The organism is Belnapia sp. AC561, assembly GCF_979252845.1.
In genome coordinates this window covers 47,762-72,615 of record NZ_CEEDBP010000022.1, presented here as the reverse complement: position 1 = coordinate 72,615, position 24,854 = coordinate 47,762, and the positions used below count along the sequence as shown (strand labels likewise).

Below are 24,854 nucleotides of genomic sequence, written 5' to 3'. Positions count from 1 at the left end.
CGGCGTTGGATTTGAATTCGGCACTGCGCGGCTGGACCGCGGATTCGAGGATGCTCACGCGGTCTCCCGGAACAATTCGCGGCCGATCAGCATGCGGCGGATCTCGCTGGTGCCGGCGCCGATCTCATAGAGCTTGGCGTCGCGCAGCAGCCGCCCGGTCGGCGTCTCATTGATGTAGCCCATGCCGCCGAGGATCTGGATGGCATCGAGCGCGATCTTCGTCGCGGCTTCCGCGGCGAAGAGGATGGCGCCGGCGGCATCCTTGCGGGTGGTCTGGCCGCGGTCGCAGGAGCGCGCGACGGCATAGACATAGGCGCGGCAGGCGCTGGTCGCGGCATACATATCGGCGAGTTTGCCCTGGATGAGCTGGAACTCGCCGATCGCCTGGCCGAACTGGCGCCGCTCATGGATATAGGGCACGACGATGTCGAGCGCCGCCTGCATGATGCCGATCGGCCCCGCCGCCAGCACCGCGCGCTCGTAGTCGAGGCCCGACATCAGCACCCGCACGCCCTCGTTCAGCCTGCCGAGGATGTTCTCGGCGGGGACCTCGCAATCCTCGAAGACCAGCTCGCTCGTCGGGCTGCCGCGCATGCCGAGCTTGTCCAGCTTCTGCGCCGGGCGGAAGCCCTTGAAGCCGCGCTCGATCAGGAAGGCGGTGATGCCGCGCGGGCCGGCGTCGGGCTCGGTCTTGGCATAGACCACCAGCGTCTCGGCATAATGCGCGTTGGTGATCCACATCTTGGTGCCGTTCAGCACGTAGCGGTCGCCGCGGCGGTCGGCGCGCAGGCGCATGGAGACCACGTCGCTGCCGGCGCCGGGCTCGCTCATCGCCAGCGCGCCGAGATGCTCGCCGGTGATGAGCTTCGGCAGGTAGCGGCGCTTCTGCTCCTCGGTGCCGTTGCGGGCGATCTGGTTGACGCAGAGGTTGGAATGCGCGCCATAGGACAGGCCGACCGAGGCGCTGGCGCGGCTCACTTCCTCCATCGCCACGCAATGGGCGAGGTAGCCCATGTCGGCGCCGCCCCACTGCTCCGGCACGGTGATGCCGTGCAGACCGAGCGCCCCCATCTCCGGCCAGAGGTGGCGGGGGAATTCATCCGTGCGGTCGATCTCGGTGGCGATCGGGGCGATGCGGGCGGCGGAAAAGGCGCGGACGCTGTCGCGCAGCGCATCGATCTCCTCGCCGAGGCCGTGGTCGAGCCCAATGGAAGAAAGTCTGGGAAACTCAGGCATCAGCCGGGCTCCTTCGAATACTGGCGGCGGAGGCTGCCGCGCATGACCTTGCCGGTCGCCGTCAGCGGCAGGCTCTCGGCGAAGATCACCTGGCGCGGATAGACGTGGCCGGCAAGGCGGGATTTGACGTGGTCCTGCAGGACGCGGGCGAGCGCATCGTCGGCAGCGATGCCCGGTGCAGGCACGACGACGGCGGTGACGGCCTCGGTGCGCAGCGGATCGGGAAGCCCGATGACCGCGGCCAGGGTGACGGCGGGATGAGCCGCCAGGCAATCCTCGATCTCGCCCGGGCCGATGCGGTAGCCGGCGGAGGTGATGACGTCGTCGTCGCGGCCGATGAAACGGAACCAGCCGTCCTCGTCCTGCTCGCCCTGGTCGCCGGTCAGCAGCCAGTCGCCGGCGAACTTCGCGGCGGTCGCCTCCGGGTTGTTCCAGTAGCCGAGGAACATCACCGGGTCCGGCCGTCGGATGGCGATGGTGCCCGGCGTGCCGGGTGGCAGCACGGTGCCGGCGGCATCGACGATGGCGACGTCATGGCCGAAGACGGCGCGGCCCATCCAGCCGGGGCGCGGCGGCATGACGGCGGCTGAGGAGGCGACGACCAGGTTGCATTCGGTCTGGCCGTAGAACTCGTTGATAGTGCAGCCGAAGGTCGCGTGGCCCCAGTCCAGCAGCTCGGCGCCGAGGGTTTCGCCGCCGCTGCCGATGCTGCGCGGGCGGGCGCCAAAACGCGTCGGGTTGGGCACGGCCCGCAGCATCTTCAGGGCGGTGGGCGGCAGGAAGGCGTTGCGCACGCCATGCTCGGCCATCAGGCGGAAGGCGTAGTCCGGATCGAATTTCGCCATGCGGTGGGCGAGGACCGGGACGCCGTGGAACAGGCTCGGCAGCAGCACGTCGAGCAACCCGCCGATCCAGGCCCAGTCGGCCGGGGTCCAGAACAGGTCACCGGGCTGCGGGAAGAGATCCTGCGGCATCTCGACGCCGGGCAGATGGCCGAGCAGCACGCGATGCGCATGCAATGCGCCCTTCGGCGAGCCTGTCGTGCCGGAGGTATAGATGATGACGGCCGGATCCTCGGCGAGCGTATCGACCGGGGTGAAGCGGTCGCTGGCGCGGGCCATGGCATCGCGCAGCCCCTCCCCGGCCAGCACCAGCCGCAGCGAAGGCAGCTCGATGCCTGAGAGCTTGGCGAGGCCGACCGCATCGGTGACGAGGGCGGCGGCGCCGCTGTCGCGCAACCGGTACTCCAGTGCCTGTTCCTGGAAGAGCTGGAACAACGGCACCGCGATGGCGCCGAGCTTATAAGCGGCGAGATGCGCGATGGCGGCTTCCGGCACCTGCGGCAGCAGCACGCCGACCCGGTCGCCGCGGCCGATGCCCTGCGCGGCCAGCGCATTGGCGAGGCGGTTGCTGGCCGCCTTCAGCGCATCGAAGCTGATGCGCTCGGCGCGGCCATCGTCATGCAGATGCAGCAGGGCGAGGCGGCCGCTGCCATCGGCCCAGCGGTCGCAGCAGGCGACGCCGATGTTGAAACGCTCCGGCACCTGCCAGCGGAAGGCGGCGCGCAGGTCCTCATAACTCGGCATCAGCCGGGGACCGGCCGGGTGTCGTCGATGACCTTGCCGTCGTTCGGCAGGCTGGCGGGGGCGACGCACTCCACCTGGCCGCGCAGCTTGGTGGCGGATTGCAGCGCGGCGGCCAGCGCCGCGGCTGCCTCGGGCGGCGCTTCGGCGCGCAGCAGCATGGTGTCACGGTCGCCGTCGAGGCCGACGACGAGGCGGGCCTTGCTGACGCCGGGGACGGCGCGCAGCACGGCGGCGACCTGCTCCGGCCGGACGAACATGCCGCGCACCTTGGCAGCTTGGTCGGCGCGGCCCATCCAGCCGCGGATGCGGCGGTTGGTGCGGCCGCAGGGCGAGCTGCCCGGGAGGATGGCGGAAAGGTCGCCGGTGGCGAAGCGGATCAGCGGATGATGCGGGTTGAGCGTGGTGACGAGAACCTCGCCGACCTCGCCATCCGGCAGCACGTCGCCGGTGCCGGGGCGGACGATCTCGAGGATGATGCCCTCGTCGAGGATCAGCCCTTCGCGCGCCGTGCTCTCATAGGCGATGAGGCCGAGGTCGGCGGTGCCGTAGCTCTGCAGGACGGTCATGCCCCGGTCCGCGTACCAGGCGCGCAGGCCCGGCAGGTAGGCGCCGCCGGTGACATGGCCGAGCCGCAGCGAGGTGAGGTCGAGGCCGAGCTCGTCACCCTTCTCCAGGATGGTCTTGAGAAAGTCCGGCGTGCCGCTGTAGCAGCGCGGGCGGAGATGCGCCGCGGCCTCAGCCTGCATCGCGGTATTGCCGGTGCCGGCGGGGAAGACCGGGCAGCCTAGGGCGCGGGCGCCACCTTCCAGCATGCTGCCGGCCGGGGTGAAGTGATAGGCGAAGCAGTTGTGCAGCAACCCGCCGGCGCGGAGGCCGGTGGCGTGCAGGGCGCGGGCATAACGCCAGTAGTCGGGCGCGGCCGCTTCCGGCTCATAGATCGGCCCCGGCGAGGCGAAGACGCGGGCCAGCCCGGCGAAGGGCGTGGCGACGACGCCGCCGAAGGGCGGGGCATCGGATTGCTGCTCGATCAAGGCGGATTTGCGGGTGACCGGCAGGCCGGCCAGCGGGCCCCCCGGCAGGGTCGCGTAATGCGGCGCATGGGTGCGGGCATGGGTGAGTTGCGCCGCCAGGGCGGCGGCCTGCGCGGCCTCCCGCGCATCGGCGCTGCGGGTCTCAAGGTCGTCGAAATACTCGGTCAGAGCCACCGCTTCCTCCGCTTGTAGCTCTTGAGGTTCTTGAAGCTCTTCCGCTCGGCGCCGTGGCCGCCGAGGTAGAATTCCTTGACGTCCTCATTGGAGGACAGGGCCTCCGCGGTGCCGTCCAGCACCACCTTGCCCTGCTCCATCACATAGGCGTAGCTGGCGACGGAGAGCGCCATGCGGGCATTCTGTTCCACCAGCAGGATGGTGATGCCGAGCTCCTCGTTCAGCCGCTTGATGATGGCGAAGACCTCCTTCACCAGCAAGGGCGAGAGGCCCATGGAGGGCTCGTCCATCAGGATCAGCTTCGGCCGGGCCATCAGCGCGCGGCCGATCGCCAGCATCTGCTGCTCGCCGCCCGAGAGGTAGCCGGCGAGGCCGGTACGTTCGCGGAGGCGCGGAAAGTAGCCGTAGACCCGTTCGATATCCGGCTTCACCTGATCATCGGAGCGGGTGAAGGCGCCGAGACGGAGGTTCTCGAGGCAGGTCATGTCGGAGATGATGCGGCGGCCTTCCATCACCTGGAAGATGCCGCGCCGGACGATCATGTGCGGGTCGATGCCGTTGATGCGCTCGCCCTTGAGCAGGATCTCGCCGCGGGTGACCTCGCCCTCCTCGGTCTTGAGCAGGCCCGAGATCGCCTTCAGCGTGGTGGATTTCCCGGCGCCATTGGCGCCGAGCAGGGCGACGATCTTGCCCTGCGGCACCTTCAGCGAGAGGCCGCGCAGCACCAGGATGACGTCGTTGTAGACGACCTCGATGTTGTTGACCTCGAGGAGCGGCGCGGCCTCGCTCATCGGCTACCAGCCGAGGGTTTCGCGGGTGCGCGGCAGCTCGACCACCGTCACCGGCTCCAGCCTCATGGTGCCGGCGGCCATCAGCTCGCCGACGCTGCCGGCGCTGGTATCGCCGGCGACGACGGCGCGGTAGAGGCCGACGCGCAAGGTGCCGCGATGATCCTCGGCGGTGAAGGTCGAGGGATTGCAGACGCCGGCGAAGCCATTCGGCACCCAGTTCTGCCTCGCATAGAAGCCGTTGCGGATGCGCTCGCCGGTGATCTCGCCGCCATTGGCCGCGGCGGTATCCATGGCTTCGACCATCAGCATCGCGGCGCAGGCGCCGGCCAGGTAGTGCACCGGGCGATAGGCATTGCCGCTGGGATCGGAGATCCGGCTGATCTGCTGGATCGTCGCCATGCCCGGCGCCTGCTGGCCCCAGACGACCGCGGTGCGGACCGGGAAGACGACACCGTTGGCGGCGGCGCCGGCGGCCTTCATCGCATTCTCGTCCATGCCCCAGACATTGCCCATGAACTGGACCTGCACGCCGGCGGTCTGGCAGGCCCGCAGCACGGAGATGTTGGAGCCTGCGGTATTGCCGAGATAGGCGTAGTTGGCGCCCTGGCTTTTCAGCGTCAGGCATTGCGCGGTGTAGTCGCCCGGCGTCAGGGCGAAGACGATGGCGGGCAGCACCTCGAAGCCAAGCTCGGCGGCCAGCGCCTCACCGGCCGCCTTCGGCGAGTTCGGATAGGGGTGGTTGCCGCCCATGTGGACGTATTTCGGCTTGCCCGTGTTGCCCTTGGCCTTCCAGTCCTCGGCCGCCCAGCGGAGCATGGCGCGAAGGCCATCCGAGTAGGAGGGGCCGTAGAAAAAGTTGTAGGGCGCCGGCTCGACGCCCTGGCGGCCGGACTTGCCGCCGGCATCGGTCAGCGCGGCGGAGTAGGAGCCGGAAACGAAGGGGACGCGGTCGCGGGTCACGAAGCGCACGAGGGCCTCGGTATCGGCGGTGCCCCAGCCCTGGATGGCGACGACGCGCTCGCGCGACCAGGCTTGGTACTGGCTCACGGCGCGCGGCGCCTGGTAGCCGTAGTCGAAGCCGAGCACGTTGAGCGGCTTGCCGCCGATGCCGTTGCGGCTGGCATTCACCCAGGCGAGGGTATCCGCGACGCCCTGGCCATAGGGCACGCCGACATCCGAGGTGGCGCCCGAGTTGTCCATCAGGTGCCCGACCGGGATGCGCTGCGCCGTGGCGGGCAGTGCCCAGGAAACGGCGGTTACGGCGGCGGCGGCGAGGCCGAGCAGAGCGGTTCTTGTTGTCATTGTCTTGTCCCCCCTTTGTTCAATGCGAGTACGGATAGAGCTTCCAATAGGATTTGATCAGGCGCCAGCGCCTGGCCAGCCCATCGGGCTCGAAGATCAGGAACAGGATGATGGCGGCGCCCACCGCCATCTCCCGCAGGAAGCTGATGGAGGCGCCGAGCTTCAGCGCCCGGTCGATGGCGCTGCCGGCCAGCGCATCGGCCCCGGCCTGCACCACCTCCGGCAGCACCACCATGAAGGCGGCGCCCATCAGGCTGCCCATCACGCTGCCGAGGCCGCCGATGATGACCATCCCGAGGAATTGGATGGAGAAGAGGATGTTGAAGGCCTCGACGGACACGAACAGCAGGTAGTGGGCATAGAGCGCGCCGCCGATCCCGGCGTAGAGGCTGGCTATGCCGAAGGAGAGCGTGCGATAATAGGCGAGGTTGATGCCCATGACCTCGGCCGAGAGGTAGTGGTCCCGTACCGCGACCAGGGCGCGGCCGTCCCGGGTGCGGATCAGGTTGGCGGCGCCGAGGTACATCACCACGACATAGGCGAGGACGACGTAGAAGTAGCTCTCCTCCCGGTCCGCCACCCAGGAGCCCAGCGAGAAAGGCTCGGTGATGCGGCCGGCGACGCCGCCGGTGAACCACTGCGCCCGGGCGAAGAAGTCCTCGAGGATGAACTGCGCCGCGAGCGTGGCAATCGCCAGGTAGAGGCCCTTCAGTCGGCCCGCGGGCGCGCCGAAGATCAGCCCGACGAAGGCCGTCATGATGCCGGCGAGCGGGATGCAGAGCGCGACCGGGATATGCCAGCGCTCATGCAGCCAGGCGCTGGCGAAGGCGCCGAAGCCGAAGAAGGCGGCATGGCCGATGCTGATCTGGCCGGTGAAGCCGACCAGGATATTCAGCCCCAACGCGGCGATGCCAAGGGTGCCGATGTTGATGAGGATGCCGAGCTCGTAGCGGCCGAGCAGCAGCGGCGAGGCGCAAAGCAGGACGAGGCCCGCCAGCACCGCAAGGCGGCTGTTGCGGGTCGGGAAGATGGTCATGTCTTCCCGGTAGCTGCTGCGGTAGTCGCCGGCGGGGGCCAGATCGGCCATTACACGCGCTCGATGTTCTTGGTGCCGAACAAGCCATAGGGCTTGATCAGCAGGATGAGGATGAGCGCGTAGAAGGGCGCGATGGTGTACATGTTGCCCCAGTTGAGCCAGGCGCTGTCGATGTACTGCGCCCAGTTCTCCAGCACCCCGACGATGAGGCCGCCGAGCACTGCGCCGATGATGCTGTCGAGCCCGCCGAGGATGACGGCGGGGAAGACCTTGATGCCGTAGAAGGACAGCGCCGAGGAGACGCCGTTCACCACCCCGACTACGATGCCGGCGACCGACGAGACCACTGCCGAGATCGCCCAGGACATGGCGAAGACCTTGGGCACCGAGATGCCGAGCGACTGCGCCACCTGCTGGTCGAAGGCCGTGGCCCGCATGGCGAGGCCGTGCTTCGACGCCGTGAAGAACCAGGCGAAGCCGGCCATGATGACGAGCGAGATGCCGAGGCTGAGCAGGTAGACCGTCTGCACCTCCAGCCCCAGCAGGTTGATGCGTTCGGTGGTGAAGATGGGCGGGAAGGGCTTGGCGAAGACGCCGAAGATCCACTTCATCAACGCCTGGAAGAAGATGCCGAGGCCGATCGTCGCCATGATGACGCTGATCACCGGCTCCCCGATCAAGGGCCGCAGCACCACCACCTGCAGGATCAGGCCGAAGGCGGTCATGAAGGCGAGCGTCAGCAGGAAGCCCATCCAGAAGGGCAGCTGCCATTCCGTCAGCATCCACCAGCAGACCCAGGCGCCGACCAGCAGGAACTCGCCCTGGGCGAAGTTGACGACCTGGGAGGCCTTGTAGATCAGCACGAAGCTCATCGCCACGACGCCGTAGAGCGCGCCGACGATGAGGCCGTTGAGGGTGAGCTGCAGCAGCAGCGACCAATCCATCCGGGTTTACTCCGCTGCCAGCTGGGTTGGGGCCATCGGCACGACGCGGAGCGTGGTGCGGATGCGCTGCTTGGTGCCGTCCTGGAAGGCGATGGTGGTATCCACCGGGATCGCCGGGTCGCCGCGGTAGATGGCGTCGATGATCTCGCCGTATTTCGTGTTGATGACGCCGCGGCGGACCTTGCGGGTGCGGGTCAGCTCCTCGTCATCCGCGTCGAGCTCCTTGTAGAGCAGGATGAAGTCGCGGATGCGCTGCGGCTCTGGCAGGGTGGCGTTGACCTTGGCGACCTCGGCGCGCAGCAGGTCCAGCACCTGCTCCCGCGCGGCGAGGTCGGTATAGGTGGTGAAGGCGATGCGGTTGCGCTCGGCCCATTTGGAGACGATGGGGAAGCGGATGCAGATCATCGCCGCCAGATGCGGGCGGCCGTCGCCCAGCACCACCGCTTCGGCGACATAGGGGCTGAACTTCAGCTTGTTCTCGATGTACTGCGGGCTGAAGCGGGAACCGCCGGAGGTGGTGGCGATGTCCTTGATGCGGTCGATGACGACGAGGTGGCCGGATTTGTCGAAGTAGCCGGCATCGCCGGTATGCAGCCAGCCTTCGCGGAGGTCGGCGGCCTCGGCCAGGCCGAGGTAGCCGGAGAACATGTTGGGGTGGCGCGTGACGATCTCGCCCACGCCGTTCTGGTCGGGCTGGTCCACCACCATCTCGATCGTCTCGTCGAAGCGGACGCCGACGGTATCGAAGTTGACGTCGTCGGGCCGGTGGACGGTATAGGCGCCGAGCAGCTCGGTCTGGCCATAGAGCTGCCGCAGCGGCACGCCCATGGCCAGGAAGAAGCGGAAGGTATCCGGGCCGAGCGCGGCGCCGCCGGTCGCGGCGGAGGTGAGGTTGGTGAAGCCGAGCCGGTCGCGCAGCGCGCGGAACAGCAGCTGGTCGGCCAGGCCCGAACGCCCTCCCCGGTCGAGCGCCGCCAGGCCGCGCGCCATCCCGGCCTCGAACATGCGGCGCTTCAGCGGCGAGGCGTCCATCACCTTGGCCCGGACCTCGGCGGCGATCTGTTCCCAAAGGCGGGGGGCAAAGAGCACGAAGCTCGGGCCGATCTCGCGGAAATCGGCCATCATCGTCTCGGGCTCCTCGACGAAGTTCACCTTCATCCGGGCGATGAGGCCCCAGCCGAGGACGTAGATCTGCTCCATGATCCAGGGCAGCGGCAGCACCGAGACGTATTCGTCGCGCGGGCCCTTGGGATCGGCCTTGAGGTAGCTCTCGCAGTGGCGGATCAGCGCACCGCCCCGCAGCATGGCGAGCTTCGGCCGCGCCGTGGTGCCGGAGGTGGTGCAGAGTATGGCGATGGAATCGCCATCCGTCGCCTCGACCAGCCGGGCATAGGCGCCGGCATCGGCGGCATGCGCGGCCTCGCCGAGGCGGACCAGCTCGCTGGCCGGCAACAGGCGCGGGTCGACGTGCTTCCGCATGCCGCGCGGGTCGGAGTAGATGATGTGCTTCAGGCCCGGCGCGCGGTCGCCCATGCCGAGCAGCTTGTCGACCTGCTCCTCATCCTCGGCGATGACCGCCTTGGCACCGCTGTGCTCCAGCAGGAAGGCGACCTCGTCGTCCAGCGCATCGCGGTAGATGCCGAGGCTGCGGGCGCCGATGGCATGCGCCGCGATCTCGCCCATCACCCAGTCCGGGCGGTTGTCGCCGATCAGCCCGACCACGTCGCCGGTGCCGAGGCCGAGGCTCTGCAGGCCGAGGGCGAAGGCGCGGGTGCGGGCTTCGTAGTCCGCCCAGGTGAAGGCGCGCCAGATGCCATACTGCTTCTCGCGCAGCGCGACGTCGCCGCCGTGGTCCCGCGCGTTGCGCGCCAGCAGCTTGGGAAGCGTGTCGGTCACGGCGCCAGCGCCTCCGCCGGGTCGCTCACCACCTCGTCGGCCTCGCCGAGATAGGCGCGGCGGACATGCGGGTCGGCGAGCACCGCCTCCGGCGTGCCCTCGGCGATCTTGCGGCCGAAGTCGAGCACCATGACGCGGTGGGAGATATCCATCACCACGCCCATGTCGTGCTCGATCATCAGCACGGTCATGCCCCATTCCTCGTTGAGGTCGAGGATGTAGCGGGCCATGTCCTCCTTCTCCTCGAGGTTCATGCCGGCCATGGGCTCGTCCAGCAGGATCAGCTTGGGCCTGAGGGCGATGGCGCGGGCCAGCTCGACCCGCTTGCGCAGCCCGTAGGACAGGGTGCCGGCGGTCGCCTTCCGCACATGCTGGATCTCGAGGAAATCGATGATCTCCTCGACCTCGCGGCGATGCGCGATCTCCTCCTGCTGGGCACCGCCGAGCCAGTAGAGCATGCCGGGGAGGAAGCCGCGGTGCAGCAGGTGGTGGCGGCCGACCATGATGTTGTCGAGCACGCTCATGTGGCCGAATAGCGCCAGGTTCTGGAAGGTGCGGCCGATGCCGATGCCGGCGCGGCGGCGCGTGGGGGTGCGGGTGATGTCGGCGCCGTCGAAGCGGATGCGGCCCTCGGTCGGGCGGTAGCGGCCGGAGATGCAATTGACCATGGAGGTCTTGCCGGCGCCGTTCGGGCCGATGATCGAGAAGATCTCGCCGGCATTCACCTGGAAGGAGACATCGGTCAGGGCGCGCACGCCGCCGAAGCGCAGGCTGACCCCCTCGGCGGCCAGGATCGGCTCAGCCACGGCCGATGACTCGACTTGCGCGCTGCCACGGTGCCACGCTGCATCCCTCCCACGGCCGGCGTCTGGGCGCCCGCTTCTAAACGAACATACGTTTGTTTTTGGATTGACCGCAAGCGGCTTGAACGCCAAGGCTGCGCGCAAAGGGTGGGAGGCCATGGCGCGCATCGCGGGATCGAACGGGGAGCGCACCGCGGCGGCCATCCGCCAGGCGGCGCTGCGCCTGATCCACCGGCACGGCTTCGCCGCGATGAGCCTGCGCGACCTGGCCGCCGAGGTCGGGATCCGCCCGGGGTCGCTCTACAACCACATCACCACCAAGCAGGGCCTGCTCTTCGACCTGATGCAGGACCACATGACCGCGCTGCTGGCGGAGACGGATGCGGCGCTGGCGGCCGCCGGCCCTGCCCCGCTCGACCGGCTGCGCGGCTTCATCGCGCATCACGTGCTCTATCACCTCGAGCGCAAGCGCGAGGTCTATATCGCCAACTTCGAGTTGCGGGCGCTGGAGCCGGGCAATGCCGCGCGCATCCTGGCGATGCGGCACGACTACGAGGCGCGGCTGATCGGCCTGCTGCAGGAAGGCGCCGCCGCCGGCCTGTTGGCGATGCGCGACGTGCGAGTTTCGGCCTATGCCATGCTGGCGATGCTGACCGGCGTCTGCACCTGGTACAAGCCCTCTGGCCGGCTCGACCGGGCGGCGATCGTCGCGCTGCACACCGAGCTGGCTCTCGATGGAGTCATGCGCTAGCCACGCAGGTGCAGGGCCAGCGGCGGGTCGTCGGTGGCGATGGCATCGAGGCCGAGCTTCAGCCCCTGGCGGATGGTCGCCTCATCGTTGCAGCCCCAGGCGCTGACCCCGAGACCGGCGGCGCGCAGGGTGGCGACGGAGACGGCGTCCAGCTCGCCGATCGGCAGGCCGAGCTCATCGGCGCGGCAGGCGCGGCCGAGCGCGATGGCACCCTCGGCACCCATGCCGCGCCAGGCGCGCGATTCCAGCAGGAAGACAAGACGCAGCAGACCGCCGGCGGCGGCGGCCTCGGCCACGGTGCGGGATTCGAAGCTCATCAGCACGGTGCGGCCGCGCATGCCGGCGCCATCCAATACGGCAAGGCAGGCCGGGACGATCCCCGGATAGGGGCGGCCCTCGGCATCGGCCTTGAGTTCCAGGCGCAGGACCTTGCCGGCCTCGCGCGTCAGGGCGGCGACCTCGGCCAAGGTGGGAAGGCCGCTTCCGGCCGTGCCCTTCAGCCGCACCGCTCGCAAGGCGGCCAGGCTGCGGGCGCGCACCAGGCCAGTCGCATCGGTGGTGCGGTCGAGGGTCGCGTCATGGATGACGACGACGGCGCCCTCGGCGCTGAGATGCACGTCGAGCTCGAGCTGCTCGGCCGGGAGGGCCAGCGCCTGGCGGAAGGCGGGCAGGCTATTCTCCGGCCAGAGGATGGCCCCGCCGCGGTGGCTGGCGATATCGGTCATGCCGCCAGTTTGCGCCGGGAGCCCCTGCCCTGCCTACCCCCGCGTGACGACTAACCGTCCAGCAGCCAGACGGAGAACAGCGCCTGCGGATCGGTCCAGCGCTGCACCACGCGCCAGCCGGCCGCCGCCGCCAGTTCCGCCAGCCGTTCCGGGCGGTACTTGTGGCTGCTCTCGGTATGGATGGTCTCGCCCGCGGCGAAGCGGATGCTGCGGCCGGCGAGCCGCACCACCTGGGCGCGTTCGGAGACGAGGTGCATCTCCACCCGTTCCAGGGTGGTGTTCCAGATGGCGCGATGGCGGAAGCCGGCGACGTCGAAATCCGCCCCGGCCTCGCGGTTCAGCCGGTGCAGCAGATTGAGGTCGAAGGCGGCGGTGACGCCGGCGGCATCGTCATAGGCGGCCTCCAGCACCGCCGCATCCTTCACCAGATCGGCGCCGAGCAGCATGCGGGACCCGGCACCCAGCGTCGCATGGGCGCGGCGGAGGAAGGCGACGGCGCCCTCCGGCTCGAAATTGCCGATGGTCGAGCCGGGGAAGAAGCCCAGGCGCGGCGCCGTGCCCAGCCGCTTCGGCAGGGCGAAGGGATGGGTGAAGTCGGCGACGACCGGCAGCACCGGCAGGCCGGGATGCGCGGCGGTGACGCGGCTGGCGGCGCCATCCAGCCATTCCGGCGCGATATCCACCGGCACATAGGCCGAGGGCGCGTCCAGCCCACCCAGCAGCAGCGCCGCCTTGGCCCCGTCGCCGGGACCGAATTCGACCACCGCCCGGCCGGGGCCGATGGCCGCGGCGATGGCCGGTGCCTGGTCGGTGAGGATCTTCACCTCGGTCCGGGTCGGATAGTATTCCGGCAGCCGGGTGATGGCCTCGAACAGCGCGCAGCCCTCGGCATCGTAGAGCCATTTGCAGGGCAGCGTCTTGCGGGCGGCGGAAAGTCCCGCCAGGGCATCGGCGACCAGCGCTTCGCGCTGCTGGGCGACGGCGTCGCGGACCAGGGCCTGGCTCATGCCGCATCCGCCGCCAGGCGAAGCCCGGTGAATTGCCAGCGGGCCGTGGGCGGGAAGAAGTTGCGGTAGGTGGCGCGGGTATGGCCAGGCGGGGTGGCAAGCGAGCCGCCGCGCAGGATCATCTGGTTGATCATGAACTTGCCGTTGTACTCGCCGACCGCGCCCTCCCAGGGGCGGAAGCCGGGATAGGGGCGATAGGCGCTGCCGGTCCATTGCCAGCCGATGCCCTCCGCGTCGCGGAAGCCGGGCAGGCTGCTGGCGGCCTCCCATTCGGCCTCGGTCGGCAGGCGGCGGTCGGCCCAACGCGCGAAGGCCTCGGCCTCGTACCAGGAGACGTGGCGGACCGGCGCATCGGGATCGAGCGGCTGCAACCCGGCGAGGCCGTACTGGAACCAGGCGCCCTCGCGCCGGTGCCAATGCATCGGCGATTGCCAGTCCTCGGCCTGGCAGGTCGTCCAGCCCTCGCTCATCCAGAGCATCGGGCTGCGGTAGCCGCCATCAGCGATGAACTCGAGCCATTCGCCATTGGTCACCAGCCGGTCGGCGATGCGGTAGGGGTCGAGCCAGACCTTGTGGCGCGGCGTCTCGTTGTCGAAGGCGAATTCCTCGCCCGCGCTGCCGATCTGCTGGACGCCTTCCGGCCCGGGGATGAGGCGGGCGAGGCCGGGTGCCGCGACCGGGTCGCGCCAGCCGGGATCATAGGCCGGCAGCAGCGGGTTCTGCGCCAGGCCATGCAGGATATCGGTCAGCAGCAGCTCCTGGTGCTGCTGCTCGTGCTGCAGGCCGAGCTCGACCAGCGGCAGCGCCTCGGCCGGCGGGTCGCGCAGCAGCCGGGCCATGGCGGCATCGACATGGGCGCGGTAGGCGCCGACCTCGGCCGCCGAGGGCCGCGTCAGCATGCCGCGCTTGGGCCGGGCATGGCGCGGGCCGGCGGCCTCGTAATAAGAGTTGAAGAGGAAGCCGAATTCCTCGCGGAAGCGGCGGTAGCCGGGCTGGTAGGGCAGCAGCAGGAAGGTCTCGAAGAACCAGGTCATATGGGCGCGATGCCATTTGGTCGGGCTGGCATCCGGCATGGACTGGATGGTCTGGTCTTCCGGCGAGAGCGGGGCGGCAAGGCCTTCGGTTCGCGCACGGACGCTGGCGAAGCGCTCTGCCAAGGAGGGCTTGGCCAGCGATGGCTCAGCCAGGGCCGCCGCCGAGCGGGTATCGAGTAGGGTCATGCGCGCTCCTGGTTCGTCTCCCGCCGGGCGGGCGGCCACGGTCGGATGCCGAACAGCGAAGGGACGCTGCCGGTTCCGTCCAGATGGGGTCAGCTTCGCCCGTGGTGAGGAGAACGTTACCGCAACGCGACCGGCTGGCCAGGACGCTTCGTGACGAAACCCGGTCTGGAGGAGCAGGTCAGGGGCCGGGTGCGGCCCGCCAGGCCTGACGCAGCGCCTCGGCCAGGTTGCGGCCGAAGCGCGGGGCATCGACCAGGGGCGAGGCCGCGACCTGGGCGCGCAGCCCCCGGCGCAGCCGGTCCAGCGCCGGGATATCCCGGGCGCGGGCGATGGCCTGGGCGGCATAGCCATCCACGTCGGTGGCGACCCAATCCGCCAGCCCCGCGTTGCTGAGATGGCTCAGCGCATGCCGGGCGCAGAAGCTGTCCCCGGCCAGGGCCACGACCGGCACGCCCATCCAGAGCGATTCGCAGACCGTGAGCCCACCGGCATAGGGAAAGGGATCGAGCGCGATGTCGATGTCGCCATAGGCCGCGATGAGCTGGCGATGCGGCAGGCCGCCTTCCAGCGCGACGCGGTCCAGCGGCAGGCCGGCGGCGGCGAGGCGCCGGGCGGTGCGGTCGCGCGTCTCGGCCTCCCCCAGGGCATGGGTGCGAAGCACCAGCCGCGCCTCCGGCAGGGCGGCGAGGATCCGGGCCCAGGCGGCGAGGACCGGGGCGGTCAGCTTGGCCAGGTTGTTGAAGCAGCCGAAGGTGACGCCCGGATTGGCCAAGGCCGGCAGCGCGGCGACCGGCGGCGCATAGGGCGGTGGCAGGTAGCAGAGATAGCCATCCGGCAGGCGCAGCAGCCTCTCGGTATAGAAGGGCTCGAAGCCCGGCGGCGTTTCCCAGCGGTCGGTCAGCATCCAGTCGCAGGCCGAAAGGCCGAGGGTGCCGAATTGGGCGCCGACCCACTTCACCTGGACCGGGGCGGGCCGGTGCTGCAGCACGAAGGGCCGGCCGCCTTCGCCATGGCCGCCGAGCTCCAGCAGGATGTCGATCCCATCGGCGGCGATGCGGGCGGCGATGGCGGCATCGTCCAGCGCACCGACCTCATGCCAGGCGGTGCAGCGGGCGCGGAAGCGCTGGGCCAGCGGGTCGCTGCGCGGCCGCAGGCTATAGGCGGTGAGGCTGAATTCCGCCTCCGGCAGGGCTTCCAGCCCGACCAGGGTGAGCCAGCCGACCGGGTGCTGGCCGAGCCCGCCGGAGAGCAGGCCGAGGCGCAGCGGGCCCGGATGCGGCCGGCGCCGAGGGGCGAGCGGCGGCACCTCGGGCAGCGCGGCGCCGATGGCTTCCGCCGCGCGGCGCAGCCCGGCCGCGGTGCCGGCGCTGGGGTGGTAGGGCAGCACGGCGAGGCGGTTGACCAGGGCGGCGAGGCCGCCGCCGGGGATGGCGGCCTCGGCGGCGGCAAGCCCGGCCTCCTGCTCCCCGATGGTGTTCAGCGCCAGGGCCTGGTTCAGCAGCAGGGTCGGATGCGGGCCGAAGTCGGCGATGGCGGCCCCGAGCAATTCCAGCATGGCGCCGAGGCGATTGGCTTTCCACAGCACCGTGGCCAGCCGGTTCCGCAGGTCGAGATCGCCGGGGCGGGCGGCGATGGCCTCGCGGAGGGTGGCTTCCGCCTCGGCGCTGCGCTCGGCCGCGGCCAGGGCATGGCCCAGCGCGGCCAGGATATCGGGCTGGCCGGGGGCCAGCAGGGCGGCGAGGCGCAGCTCGGCCAGGGCGGCGGCGGGCTGGCCGGCGGCCTCCTGCAGCCAGGCGGCGGCGAGCGGCCAGCCGGCGGCGAAGGGGGCGGCGGTGGCATGGGCGGCGACGCGGGCCAGCGCGGCCCCGGGGCCGGCCTCGGCAATGCTGGCTTCGGCGAAAAGCCGGGCGGCGGCGGCATGGGCGGGGCGGCGTTCCAGCACGGCCGCCGCGGCGGCCGCCGCGGCGGCGGGATCGCCATCGGCCAGGGCGAGGCGGGCCAGGGCGAGGTCCAGCTCCGGCTCGGCCGGGTCGAGCCGGCGGGCGCGGCCGAGCAGCGCCCGGGCCTCGGCCGCCTCCCCGGCTTCCTCGGCCAGGGCCGCCAGGGCAGCCAGGGCCGGGACATGGCCGGGGTCGCGCGCCAGGGCGGCGCGGAACAGCGCGGTGGCGGCCGGGCCATCGCCGCGCAGCCCGGCGATGGTGCCGAGGCGGAAGGGCGGCTCCGCCAGCGCCGGCAGCGCGGTCTGGGCGGCTTCGAGATGCGGCACCGCCTCGGCCAGCCGGCCCAGCGCCTGCAGGGCCATGCCGAGGTTCAGCGCGGCATGGGCGGCATGCGCCGGGTCCCCCAGGGCGCGGGACAGCAGCGGCACCGCCAGCACCGGGGTGCCGGCGGCCAGCGCGGCAAGGCCGGCGCGGAAGGCCTCGGCCCCCATGTCAGTAGCCCCCCATCAGTGGCCCCGGGGCCGGGCGACGACGACCAGCCCGGCGACCGGGCCATCGGCTTCCAGCCGCAGGTCCTCCTCCCGCCACTCGAGCACGGCGAGGCCGGCGGCATCGAGGCAGTGCCGCAGGTAGTCCGGCGCATGGGCATAGCGGCCGGAGGGCAGCAGGCGCCAGCCGGCCTCGGCCGGGTCCCTGCGGTCGAAGCTTTCGGCGCTGAAGACCAGCAGGCCGTCAGGCGCCAGGACCTCGCGGCAGCGGGTGATCACCGGCTCCAGCCGGCCGAAGTAGATGAAGACATCGGCGAGGGTGATGAGCGCCTGGGGCGGCCAATCCTGGCCGAGGGCGGCACCGATCTCGGCCTGCTGGAGACCGGCATAGAGCCGCTTCGCCGCGGCCTGTTCCAGCATGCCCGGCGAGAGGTCCACGCCGCTCAGCGGGCCGCCGAGGTAATCCGCCAGGGCGACGCCGACCAGGCCGGTGCCGCAGCCGAGGTCCAGCACCGGGCCGAGCCGGGCGCGGCGGGCGGCGACCTCCGGCAGCGCCCGCTCGACCGCGCGGCGGATCAGGCCGGGGACGCGGTAGCCGAGCGAGAGCAGCGAATGCTCGAAGCGCGGGGCATAGCCGTCGAAGAGGGTCGCGACATAGCTGTCCGTGGCGCGGTCCGTGCCGAGGCCGCTGGCCGCGGCGGCGAGATGCGCAAGATAGCCATTGCCCGGGGCGAGCCGGGCGGCGGCGGTGAAATGCGGCGCGGCATCCTCCATCCTGCCATGCACCAGCAGCACATGCGCCAGCACGCTATGCACCCCGGCATCGGCGGTGCCGGCGGCCATGGCGGCGCGCAGCATGGCCTCCGCCCCGGCGGCATCCCCCGCGAGCAAGGCATTCTGCGCCTGCAGCGCGACCAGCCCCGGGCGGCCGCCGCTGGTGGCCGCGCAATGCGCGAGCAGCTCGGCCGCCGCCTCATGCCGGCCGGCAAGCATGAAGGCCTGGCCGAGCCGGGTCTGGACGGCGGCATTGCCGGGCTCCGTCCGCATCGCCTCGCCGAGGAACCAGATGGCCTCGTCGAAGCAGCGTTCCTCGAGCAGCGCGGTGCCCAGCAGCGCCTTGGCGCCGGGGTCCCAGGGCGTGGCCATCACGGCGGCGGCGGCATCGTCGATGGCGGCGGGACGATGGCCGCGGGCGAGCCGGATGCGGGCGCGAAGCTGCAGCGCGGCGGACCAGGCGGGATCCTTGGCCAGGGCGAGGTCGGCCGCGGCCTCGGCCTCCGGCAGCCGGTCCAGCGCGGCCAGGGCCTCGGCGCGGAGGATGGCGGCGGCGGCATCGAGCCCCGGCAGCCGGGCGAGCCGGTCCAGCATCGGCAGGGCTTCCTCCGGCCGGTGGTCACGGACCAGCTGGCGGGCATTGGCATGCAGGCGGGGACCGAGCGAGGCGTCGGGCCCGGGCTGCCGGACGGGGGCCGGGAGGAGGTCGGACATCGTGCGGCCTCCCTCTCAGCGCCACAGCGCGGCGGCGAAGTGGTCGTTCATCTCGGCGATGAATTCGAGGTCGGGCTGTTCGGCGGCGCATTCGCGCATCACGGCCATGGCGACGCCGGCGATCTGGGCGCGCAATTCCTTGGGCAGGCCATTCGTCGGGTCCAGCACCGCGGCCTGCACCGCATCCCAGAGCCGGCGATTGTCCGCCACGGCGCGGGCATGGGCCAGCGGGCCGCCGGTGGCGCTGTCGCGGATGGCGCGATTGGCGCGGGCGAAGACCTCGGCTTCCATCTGCTTGGTCGAGAGCCGGCGGCGATAGGCGGCGGCGCCCTGGGCGGCGGTCGGCATCGGGGCGGTGGCGGTGGTCTCTGGCTCGAAGCTCATGCGCAGCGGTCCTTCCTGGAGGGGTGCGCGGGGGAGAAGACTGCGGCGCCGGCCGGCGTCCTGCCGGCCTCACCGCGACCCGCCTAGGGGACGTAACCTTGGTGGGGGGTGGCGAAGCGACGCTCAGCGGCTTAGCGGAAGAGGCTCAGCAGGGTCTGCGGCGCCTGGTTGGCGATGCTCAGCGCCTGGGTGCCGAGCTGCTGGCGGATCTGCAGCGACTGCAGCTTGGCCGATTCCTTGGCGAGGTCGGCATCGATCAGCGCGCCAAGGCCGGTCTGCTGCGCATCGATCTTGGCCTTGTTGTAGTTCACCTGGGTATCGACGTAGTTCGAGTAGCTGCCGAAGTTGTTGAGCTGCGTCAGCGTATTGGTGATGGCCTTGCCGATCGCCCCGGTTTTCGTCAGGGCGGAGGAGGCATCGCCGCGGGTCCAGGTATTGGCCGCCGAGACGGTGTTGAAGATGTTGGTGATCGCCTTGTACCCGCTGAAGGTATAGGTGTCCCCGGCGCCGTTGCGGACCACCTGGTTGGCTAGGGTGGTCGGGTCCTTCAGCACGTTGTTGCCGTTGTAGTTGGCATCGTTGATGAAGGACTGGATGTTCTTGGTCAGCTCGCCGGCCTGGGCCTGGTACTGGGTGCGCTGTTCCGAGGTGATGGTGCCATCCGCCAGCTTCACCGTGACGGATTGCAGCTTCTGCAGCGAATCCGAGACGTTCTGCAGGCTGGCCGAGGTGACATCCAGCAGCCCCTTGGCGCCGCCGAGTTGCTCGTTGGCGGAGGTATTGGCCGAGACCTCGCCGCGGACGCGCTCGGCGACGGCATAGGCGGCACCGTCGTCCTTGGCATCGGCCACGCGATAGCCGGTGGAGATGCGCTTCTGGGTGGCGGAAAGGTCGTCGACCGTCTTGTTGAAGGATGCCAGCGCCACCTGGGCGCCGACATTGGTGATGACCGAGTTCAGCGGCATTCGGGTTTTCCCTCTGATCGCAGGCCCGGGTCGTCCGGGACCATGCGGCCAATCTCCGCCGGCGGGATGAAAACGGGGTTAAGCCCGCGGGGATTATTCGGCGGGACTTACGCGGGATCGAAGGCATGCGCGGCGAGGTCGACGGCCAGCGCCGTGGCATCGGCCGGCCGGCGGGGCGCGAGCAGCACCAGCGTGCCGGCGCTGCCCAGCATCTCGAAGTGCCGCAGCAGCGGGACGCGGTAGCTGGCGCGGTGCCAGAAGTCATGCACCAGCAGCACCGCCCCCGCCGCCAGCCGGGGCAGCCCGGCCAGGGCGCAGGCGACGCGGAAGCGCCCATCCACCAGCACGAAGTCGACCGGCCCCGCGGCCTCCCAGGGGTCTCGCCAATAGGCGGGCCAGCGCGGCATGGCGGCGGCCTCGGTCGGCCAGCCCCAGGGGCCGGTCGGGCCGATATCGATATGCAACAGCCGCAGCCGGCCCTCGGCCGCGGCGCAGGGCGGGTCCGCCTGGACCTGGGCCAGCCAGGCGAGGTCGCTGTCGGCCGAGAGCAGCCGGGGCAGCCCGGCCTGGAGCAAGAGGCCGGTGCTGCCGCCGCAGCCGAATTCGAGCCCCGCCTGGCGGCCGGCGGCGGCGGCGCGCAGCAGGGCCTGCTCCGCCCCGGTCATGGCCGGGACGAGCGCGGGAGTTCGGGAAATGGGCAGCGGAAGGTCCACGGCGCGGCGTCCGGATAAGGAACGGACAGCCTGCGCCGTGGCGGGTTACCGAAGCGCGAAGAGCCTTCGGTTCAATGTGGCGCGGGCCTCACACGAGATGCAGGTCGTTCGCCCCGAGGGCCGCGACCCCGGCGAGGAAGACGCTGTCGCCCGCCGCATCGAAGGTGATGGAGAGGCCGGCGACGCCGCCCTCGACCGCCGCCCGGACCGAGAGCTGGCTGGCCGGGATGCCGGTGAAGGTGATCCAGTCCGTCCCGGTGGCGAAGTCGGTGATGGTGGTATGGCCGGAGCCGGTGACGAAGCGCCAATTATCGGCCCCTGCCCCGCCGCTGTAGGTGCCGCCGCCGCTGGCCACCAGGAAGACGTCGCCCTGGCTGCCGCCCTGCACCGTGGCCACGCCGGTGCCGCCATAGGTCACCAGCGTCACCGCGCCATCCGTGGTCACCTGGTCCGGGCCGCTGCCGAGATGCACCTCGGCCACCGAGTTGTGGCCGTCGTAGCCCGCGACGAAGCGGCTGCCGTTGTCCGTCAGGTCATGGCTGGCGAGGCCGGAAAGGCCCGTCGCGGTGAGGTGGATGACATCGCCGCCGCCATTGGCCTGCACCCACAGCGTATTGCCCTCCCCGGCCGTGTCGGTCTGCGCGACCCAGGTGAAGCGGTCGGCGCCATTGCCGAGGTTGACGGCGCCGCCCCGGGCCGAGACCAGCAGCACGTCGAGCGGCAGCGCCCCGGCCGCCTGCAAGTCCAGCACCGCATGGGGCAGGTTGTCGAAGGCGAGATGGGTGGACCAGCCCGCGTCCCAGGTGGTGGGCGTGAATTGCACGCCCGGCACATCGCCCCAGTCCGCCCGGCTGCCGAAGGTCTGGTAGGACGACTGGGCATAGTCGAGGGTGCCGGTCCAGACCTGCGCGGCATGGCTCCAGCCATCGGCGGCGCTGCCGAACCGGGCCGGCGGCACGACGGTCCCGGCGGCGGCCGGGCTCGGGACGGCGGCGGGAGCCGGCATGACCACCGGCGCGGCCGCCGGCGGCGTCGCCACGCCGCCGACCGCGAGGCCCTGCGCCTGCACCCAGACGGGCATGCCGTGGTCGTCATAGACCGCGTGACCCCGGCCGGTGCCATCGCTGGCCTCGAGGCGGCCATAGCCATGGCCGTAGTTGAGCAGGCTGCCGGCCGGCAGCGGTGCGCCGAAGGTGAGGAGCAGCGTATCCAGGCCGGTCACCGTCGCGCCCGTCGCCTCCAGCGCCGCGCCATCGCTGCCGGTGACGCTCCAGCCGACGCCGGCCGCGGCCGTGGCATCGAGCGGGAGGAGGTGATGCGCGGCATCGAAGCCGACCTTGACGGCGAGCTGGTTGCCGGCGACCGCGGTCGCCGCGATCACCTGCGGGCCGAGGTCGTCGACGAGGCCGCCCGCCAGGGCCACCGGGGAGCCGGGCTTGGCGTATTGCGCCCAGGTCTGCGCCAGGGAGGCGGCGATGCGACCGGCGGTCTGCTGCCCATCCTCGTTCGACTGGTGCGGCCCGCCGTAGTCGACGAGGCCGTCGCCGCTGATGTCCTGGAAGTTCATGTCGGTATCGAGGGCGCGGGCGGCGATGCGGGCATTGAAGGCGGGGTCGGCGGCGAGCCCCTCCATGGCGGTGCGGATCGCCTGGTGGCCCTCGTCCGTGCCCTGGGAATAGGGAATGGCGCTGACGAACAGATAGGGCAGGCTGGCGGCGGACTGGCCGAAGGCCTGGCGGACCAGGCCGGCATCGAAGCGGACGGCGCTCTCGAACTCGGCCGGGGTCAGGCCGGAATCGCCGCTGTCGTATTCGCTGTGCAGCCAGACGACCGCGGTGGGCTCGGCCTTCTCCGCGGCGGACAGGTCGGCGACGAAATTCAGCAGGCTCTGCTCGAGCTCGCCGACGGTCCAGCCGCCCTGCCAGTCGCCGCCCTTGGCATCCAGCCAGTCCTTCAGGAAGGAGGTACCGGAGAAGACCGTATTGGCGGAGTCGCTCCTGCTCGAATACTCAAGGCTCACCTTGTCGTTAACGCCATCGAAACCAAGCAGCGATTCGACCTTTGCTGCCATCGCCTGGGCGCCGCCATTGTACTCGCCCAGAAGAAAGGCATTGGACTGGCCGCGGAGCAGGATATTCAATTCCAATGGAAAACCTCACGGTTACATTTGATGCGCGGCGTTATCGGGCACGCGCCAAACCGTGATGAATGAATACACTGCCTGAGCCTACACGCGACCCCGTGAACAATTCACGGTTGCATGGCGGCCGAGACAATCGCCCTTGGTCCCGGCTCGGGTGCCTGGGCCAATCGGAACAGCAGTTCCGCCGAGCCCCAGGACAGCGCCAGGGCCAGCATGCCGGCAAGGCAGGCCTCCTGCAGCGGACCCAGGCCGATGACGGTGATTCGAAGCCCTAAGGCCGGCTTCCGGCCCCAGGGAGGCGTTGCCGGGCCGGACCGGGCCGGGCGCGGCATCGGGGGGATGTGGTGCGGATCGAACGCTGCGGAGGTCTTCGCCATGGCGCCGATGAGAACAAAGACTGAACCTTGAATCAAGGGTTAATGTTCATCCCTTGTTCCCATCGGCGCGGCCCGGCTTCAACCGTCCTTGGGCAGGGCAATCCCGCTCAACGCCTGATAGGCGCGGATCACGAAGGCGTCATCCTTGCCGCCATGCCCCTGGGCACGCGCAGAGACGAACAGTTGATGCGCCTGGGCGGCGAGCGGCGCCGGGAAGGCGACGCTGCGGGCGAGGTCGCCGACCAGCCCGAGGTCCTTGACGAAGATGTCGACGGCCGAGCGCGGCGTCTCGTCGCCCTCCAGCACATGCGGCATGCGGTTCTCGAACATCCAGGAGTTGCCGGCCGCCCCGGTGACGATCTCGAACAGGGTCTGCGGATCGACGCCGGACTTGATGCCGAGCGCCATCGCCTCCGCCGCCACGGCGATATGCACGCCGGCCAGCAGCTGGTGGACCACCTTCATGGTGCTGCCGAGGCCCGGCGCCTCGCCCAGGTTCCAGACCTTCTTGGCAATGGCGCCGAGCAGCGGCGCGGCCTTCTGCATGGCGGCGGCGGAGCCGGAGCCCATCACCGTCATCGCCCCGGCCCGGGCCCCGACGGCGCCGCCCGAGACCGGCGCATCGACATAGAGGAAGCCATGCGCCTCGGCCGTCGCCGCCAGCTTGCGGGCATCCTCCGGCGCCATGGTCGAGGAGACGACGATCACCGCGCCGGGCGCGAGGCGCGGGGCGGCACCCTCCGGGCCGAAGAGCGCGGCATGCGCCTGCTGGGCATTGACCACCAGCACCAGCACGGCCTCGGTCCCCGCCGGCAGGTCGGCGGCGCGGGCGGCACCGGTGCCGCCGGCGGCGGCGAATTCGGCCCGGGCGCTTTCGCGCGGGTCGACGCCGGCGACCTCCATGCCCTCGGCCTTCAGCAGGTTCAGCGCGGCGCCCATGCCCATGCTGCCCAACCCGATAACCCCGACGCGCATGGCGTCCCTCCCTGCCTGTCTCGCTCCAGGCTTCGGCCGGGCGTGGGGTGGCGTCAAGCCGGATCGGTGGCGCGCCAGCTGGGCCAGTCGCGGATATCGAGGCCGGTGAGCGCGGCCAAGCGGCGCAGGTCCGGGCCGAAGCGGGCGAGCAGCGCGGCGCGGGTCGCGGCATCCGGGGCCGCGCTCGGGTAGCGGGCGGGTGCGCGGCGATTCTCATGCAGTGGCGCGGCCAGGGCCGGCGGCGCCGGGTGGCCGAGCAGCCCGGCGATCCGGGCGAGGACCTGGCCGGGCTCGTCGCGCAGCGCCTCGAAGCGCTCGAACAGGATCTGCCCGCGTGGGAACAACGTCAGCAGCCGGGCGGCCTGGGCGCCGTAGAGTCCCCGCTCGGCGTAGCTCCAGGCGCGCCGCTCGGCCCCCAGCGGCGGGGCGGCGGCCAGCCGGGCCGGTTCGGCGGCGATGGCGGCGGCGAAGTCCAGCGTCTCCGCCCCCCGCGCCCATTCCATGCACCACTGGGAGAAGGCGCGCTCCACCGGGTCCCGCACCAGGAAGACCAGGCGGATGCCGGGGTGATAGGCGCGGATGCGGGCCAGGGCGGGCGGCCAGAACAGGTAGATGGGGGTGGTCTCGAAGCGGCAGTCGCCGGGGGATGGCAGCGGGAAATGGGCGTGGTAGCCGGCGATATCCGGGGCGGACCAGTCCTGCGTCTCGTCGTCGAAGAAATGCAGCTCCTTGAGGCCCTGCGGCGCGGCGAAGCCGGGCGTTTCCGCCAGCAGCCGGTGCAGGGTGGTGGTGCCGGATTTCTGGACGCCGCCGATGATGAGCCCGAGCCGGTCGTCGGTCGCTGCTGGCACGCCGCCTCTCCGCAGGGTTAGCCTGGGG

At 70.9% G+C, this 24,854-nt stretch carries 21 protein-coding genes; 1 reads left to right on the top strand and 20 read right to left on the bottom strand.

From position 1 onward, the window contains the following. Positions 1–54: 54 nt before the first annotated feature. The 9 genes from AC0IW9_RS18190 to AC0IW9_RS18150 are packed head-to-tail and all read right to left on the bottom strand — an operon-like array spanning position 55 to position 10,802. The gene (locus tag AC0IW9_RS18190; protein WP_471649700.1) at positions 55–1,236 is read right to left on the bottom strand and encodes an isovaleryl-CoA dehydrogenase; all 1,182 of its coding nucleotides are present in this window, start codon (positions 1,234–1,236) and stop codon (positions 55–57) included. Then, positions 1,236–2,822: an acyl-CoA synthetase gene (locus tag AC0IW9_RS18185; RefSeq protein WP_471649699.1), complete on the bottom strand. Its 1,587-nt coding sequence runs from the start codon at positions 2,820–2,822 to the stop codon at positions 1,236–1,238. Before AC0IW9_RS18185 ends, AC0IW9_RS18190 begins: the two co-directional genes overlap by 1 nt. Then, positions 2,822–4,027, bottom strand: a complete 1,206-nt coding sequence (locus tag AC0IW9_RS18180) for a phenylacetate--CoA ligase family protein (protein WP_471649698.1) — start codon at positions 4,025–4,027, stop codon at positions 2,822–2,824. Before AC0IW9_RS18180 ends, AC0IW9_RS18185 begins: the two co-directional genes overlap by 1 nt. Continuing rightward, complete coding sequence (locus AC0IW9_RS18175) at positions 4,018–4,818, bottom strand: ABC transporter ATP-binding protein (protein ID WP_471649697.1); 801 nt, start codon at positions 4,816–4,818, stop codon at positions 4,018–4,020. Before AC0IW9_RS18175 ends, AC0IW9_RS18180 begins: the two co-directional genes overlap by 10 nt. A 3-nt stretch (positions 4,819–4,821) precedes the next feature. Next, a complete protein-coding gene (locus AC0IW9_RS18170; RefSeq protein WP_471649696.1) occupies positions 4,822–6,120 on the bottom strand; it encodes an ABC transporter substrate-binding protein in 1,299 nt (432 codons plus the stop codon). Positions 6,121–6,139: 19 nt separating this feature from the next. After that, positions 6,140–7,207 carry a branched-chain amino acid ABC transporter permease gene (locus tag AC0IW9_RS18165; protein WP_471649695.1) on the bottom strand — a complete coding sequence of 356 codons (1,068 nt, stop codon included), beginning with the start codon at positions 7,205–7,207 and terminating at the stop codon, positions 6,140–6,142. Continuing rightward, positions 7,207–8,100: a branched-chain amino acid ABC transporter permease gene (locus AC0IW9_RS18160; protein WP_471649694.1), complete on the bottom strand. Its 894-nt coding sequence runs from the start codon at positions 8,098–8,100 to the stop codon at positions 7,207–7,209. Before AC0IW9_RS18160 ends, AC0IW9_RS18165 begins: the two co-directional genes overlap by 1 nt. A gap of 6 nt (positions 8,101–8,106) precedes the next feature. Beyond that, a complete protein-coding gene (locus AC0IW9_RS18155) occupies positions 8,107–9,996 on the bottom strand; it encodes an AMP-binding protein (protein ID WP_471649693.1) in 1,890 nt (629 codons plus the stop codon). Further along, positions 9,993–10,802, bottom strand: a complete 810-nt coding sequence (locus tag AC0IW9_RS18150; RefSeq protein WP_471649692.1) for an ABC transporter ATP-binding protein — start codon at positions 10,800–10,802, stop codon at positions 9,993–9,995. Before AC0IW9_RS18150 ends, AC0IW9_RS18155 begins: the two co-directional genes overlap by 4 nt. A 154-nt stretch (positions 10,803–10,956) precedes the next feature. Here AC0IW9_RS18150 and AC0IW9_RS18145 point away from each other — a divergent pair, with 154 nt between their 5' ends. Further along, entirely contained in the window at positions 10,957–11,550 is a 594-nt protein-coding gene (locus tag AC0IW9_RS18145; RefSeq protein WP_471649691.1) for a TetR/AcrR family transcriptional regulator, read from the top strand. Here AC0IW9_RS18145 and AC0IW9_RS18140 read toward each other — a convergent pair. The 11 genes from AC0IW9_RS18140 to AC0IW9_RS18090 all read right to left on the bottom strand — a co-directional run bounded on the left by AC0IW9_RS18140 (position 11,547) and on the right by AC0IW9_RS18090 (position 24,826). Beyond that, positions 11,547–12,275, bottom strand: coding sequence for a glycerophosphodiester phosphodiesterase family protein (locus AC0IW9_RS18140; protein ID WP_471649690.1), 729 nt, complete (start codon positions 12,273–12,275; stop codon positions 11,547–11,549). The genes AC0IW9_RS18145 and AC0IW9_RS18140 overlap by 4 nt on opposite strands. Positions 12,276–12,325: 50 nt before the next feature. Then, positions 12,326–13,282, bottom strand: coding sequence for an L-histidine N(alpha)-methyltransferase (gene egtD / locus AC0IW9_RS18135; protein ID WP_471649689.1), 957 nt, complete (start codon positions 13,280–13,282; stop codon positions 12,326–12,328). Next, positions 13,279–14,502, bottom strand: a complete 1,224-nt coding sequence (gene egtB, locus AC0IW9_RS18130; RefSeq protein WP_471649688.1) for an ergothioneine biosynthesis protein EgtB — start codon at positions 14,500–14,502, stop codon at positions 13,279–13,281. Before egtB ends, egtD begins: the two co-directional genes overlap by 4 nt. A 178-nt stretch (positions 14,503–14,680) precedes the next feature. After that, entirely contained in the window at positions 14,681–16,933 is a 2,253-nt protein-coding gene (locus tag AC0IW9_RS18125) for a tetratricopeptide repeat protein (protein WP_471649687.1), read from the bottom strand. Between the two features lie 15 nt (positions 16,934–16,948). After that, a complete protein-coding gene (locus tag AC0IW9_RS18120) occupies positions 16,949–18,418 on the bottom strand; it encodes a class I SAM-dependent DNA methyltransferase (RefSeq protein ID WP_471649686.1) in 1,470 nt (489 codons plus the stop codon). Between the two features lie 15 nt (positions 18,419–18,433). Further along, complete coding sequence (locus tag AC0IW9_RS18115; protein ID WP_471649685.1) at positions 18,434–18,802, bottom strand: flagellar biosynthesis regulator FlaF; 369 nt, start codon at positions 18,800–18,802, stop codon at positions 18,434–18,436. Between the two features lie 131 nt (positions 18,803–18,933). Continuing rightward, a complete protein-coding gene (locus AC0IW9_RS18110) occupies positions 18,934–19,767 on the bottom strand; it encodes a flagellin (RefSeq protein WP_471649684.1) in 834 nt (277 codons plus the stop codon). A gap of 107 nt (positions 19,768–19,874) precedes the next feature. Then, complete coding sequence (locus AC0IW9_RS18105; protein ID WP_471649683.1) at positions 19,875–20,480, bottom strand: hypothetical protein; 606 nt, start codon at positions 20,478–20,480, stop codon at positions 19,875–19,877. 88 nt (positions 20,481–20,568) lie between these two features. Beyond that, positions 20,569–22,626, bottom strand: a complete 2,058-nt coding sequence (locus AC0IW9_RS18100) for a hypothetical protein (RefSeq protein WP_471649682.1) — start codon at positions 22,624–22,626, stop codon at positions 20,569–20,571. A 452-nt stretch (positions 22,627–23,078) separates the two neighbouring features. Continuing rightward, a complete protein-coding gene (ltnD, locus tag AC0IW9_RS18095) occupies positions 23,079–23,975 on the bottom strand; it encodes an L-threonate dehydrogenase (RefSeq protein WP_471649681.1) in 897 nt (298 codons plus the stop codon). A gap of 53 nt (positions 23,976–24,028) precedes the next feature. Continuing rightward, positions 24,029–24,826, bottom strand: coding sequence for a sulfotransferase family protein (locus AC0IW9_RS18090; protein ID WP_471649680.1), 798 nt, complete (start codon positions 24,824–24,826; stop codon positions 24,029–24,031). Positions 24,827–24,854 lie beyond the last annotated feature (28 nt).

Coding starts and splice junctions, on each gene's coding strand:
- AC0IW9_RS18120 (WP_471649686.1), bottom strand. CDS start 18,418: ATGTCCGACCTCCTCCCGGCCCCCGTCCGGCAGCCCGGGCCCGACGCC.
- AC0IW9_RS18175 (WP_471649697.1), bottom strand. CDS start 4,818: ATGAGCGAGGCCGCGCCGCTCCTCGAGGTCAACAACATCGAGGTCGTC.
- AC0IW9_RS18160 (WP_471649694.1), bottom strand. CDS start 8,100: ATGGATTGGTCGCTGCTGCTGCAGCTCACCCTCAACGGCCTCATCGTC.
- egtD (WP_471649689.1), bottom strand. CDS start 13,282: ATGAGCCAGGCCCTGGTCCGCGACGCCGTCGCCCAGCAGCGCGAAGCG.
- AC0IW9_RS18185 (WP_471649699.1), bottom strand. CDS start 2,822: ATGCCGAGTTATGAGGACCTGCGCGCCGCCTTCCGCTGGCAGGTGCCG.
- egtB (WP_471649688.1), bottom strand. CDS start 14,502: ATGACCCTACTCGATACCCGCTCGGCGGCGGCCCTGGCTGAGCCATCG.
- ltnD (WP_471649681.1), bottom strand. CDS start 23,975: ATGCGCGTCGGGGTTATCGGGTTGGGCAGCATGGGCATGGGCGCCGCG.
- AC0IW9_RS18125 (WP_471649687.1), bottom strand. CDS start 16,933: ATGGGGGCCGAGGCCTTCCGCGCCGGCCTTGCCGCGCTGGCCGCCGGC.
- AC0IW9_RS18190 (WP_471649700.1), bottom strand. CDS start 1,236: ATGCCTGAGTTTCCCAGACTTTCTTCCATTGGGCTCGACCACGGCCTC.
- AC0IW9_RS18170 (WP_471649696.1), bottom strand. CDS start 6,120: ATGACAACAAGAACCGCTCTGCTCGGCCTCGCCGCCGCCGCCGTAACC.
- AC0IW9_RS18140 (WP_471649690.1), bottom strand. CDS start 12,275: ATGACCGATATCGCCAGCCACCGCGGCGGGGCCATCCTCTGGCCGGAG.
- AC0IW9_RS18165 (WP_471649695.1), bottom strand. CDS start 7,207: ATGGCCGATCTGGCCCCCGCCGGCGACTACCGCAGCAGCTACCGGGAA.
- AC0IW9_RS18110 (WP_471649684.1), bottom strand. CDS start 19,767: ATGCCGCTGAACTCGGTCATCACCAATGTCGGCGCCCAGGTGGCGCTG.
- AC0IW9_RS18115 (WP_471649685.1), bottom strand. CDS start 18,802: ATGAGCTTCGAGCCAGAGACCACCGCCACCGCCCCGATGCCGACCGCC.
- AC0IW9_RS18145 (WP_471649691.1), top strand. CDS start 10,957: ATGGCGCGCATCGCGGGATCGAACGGGGAGCGCACCGCGGCGGCCATC.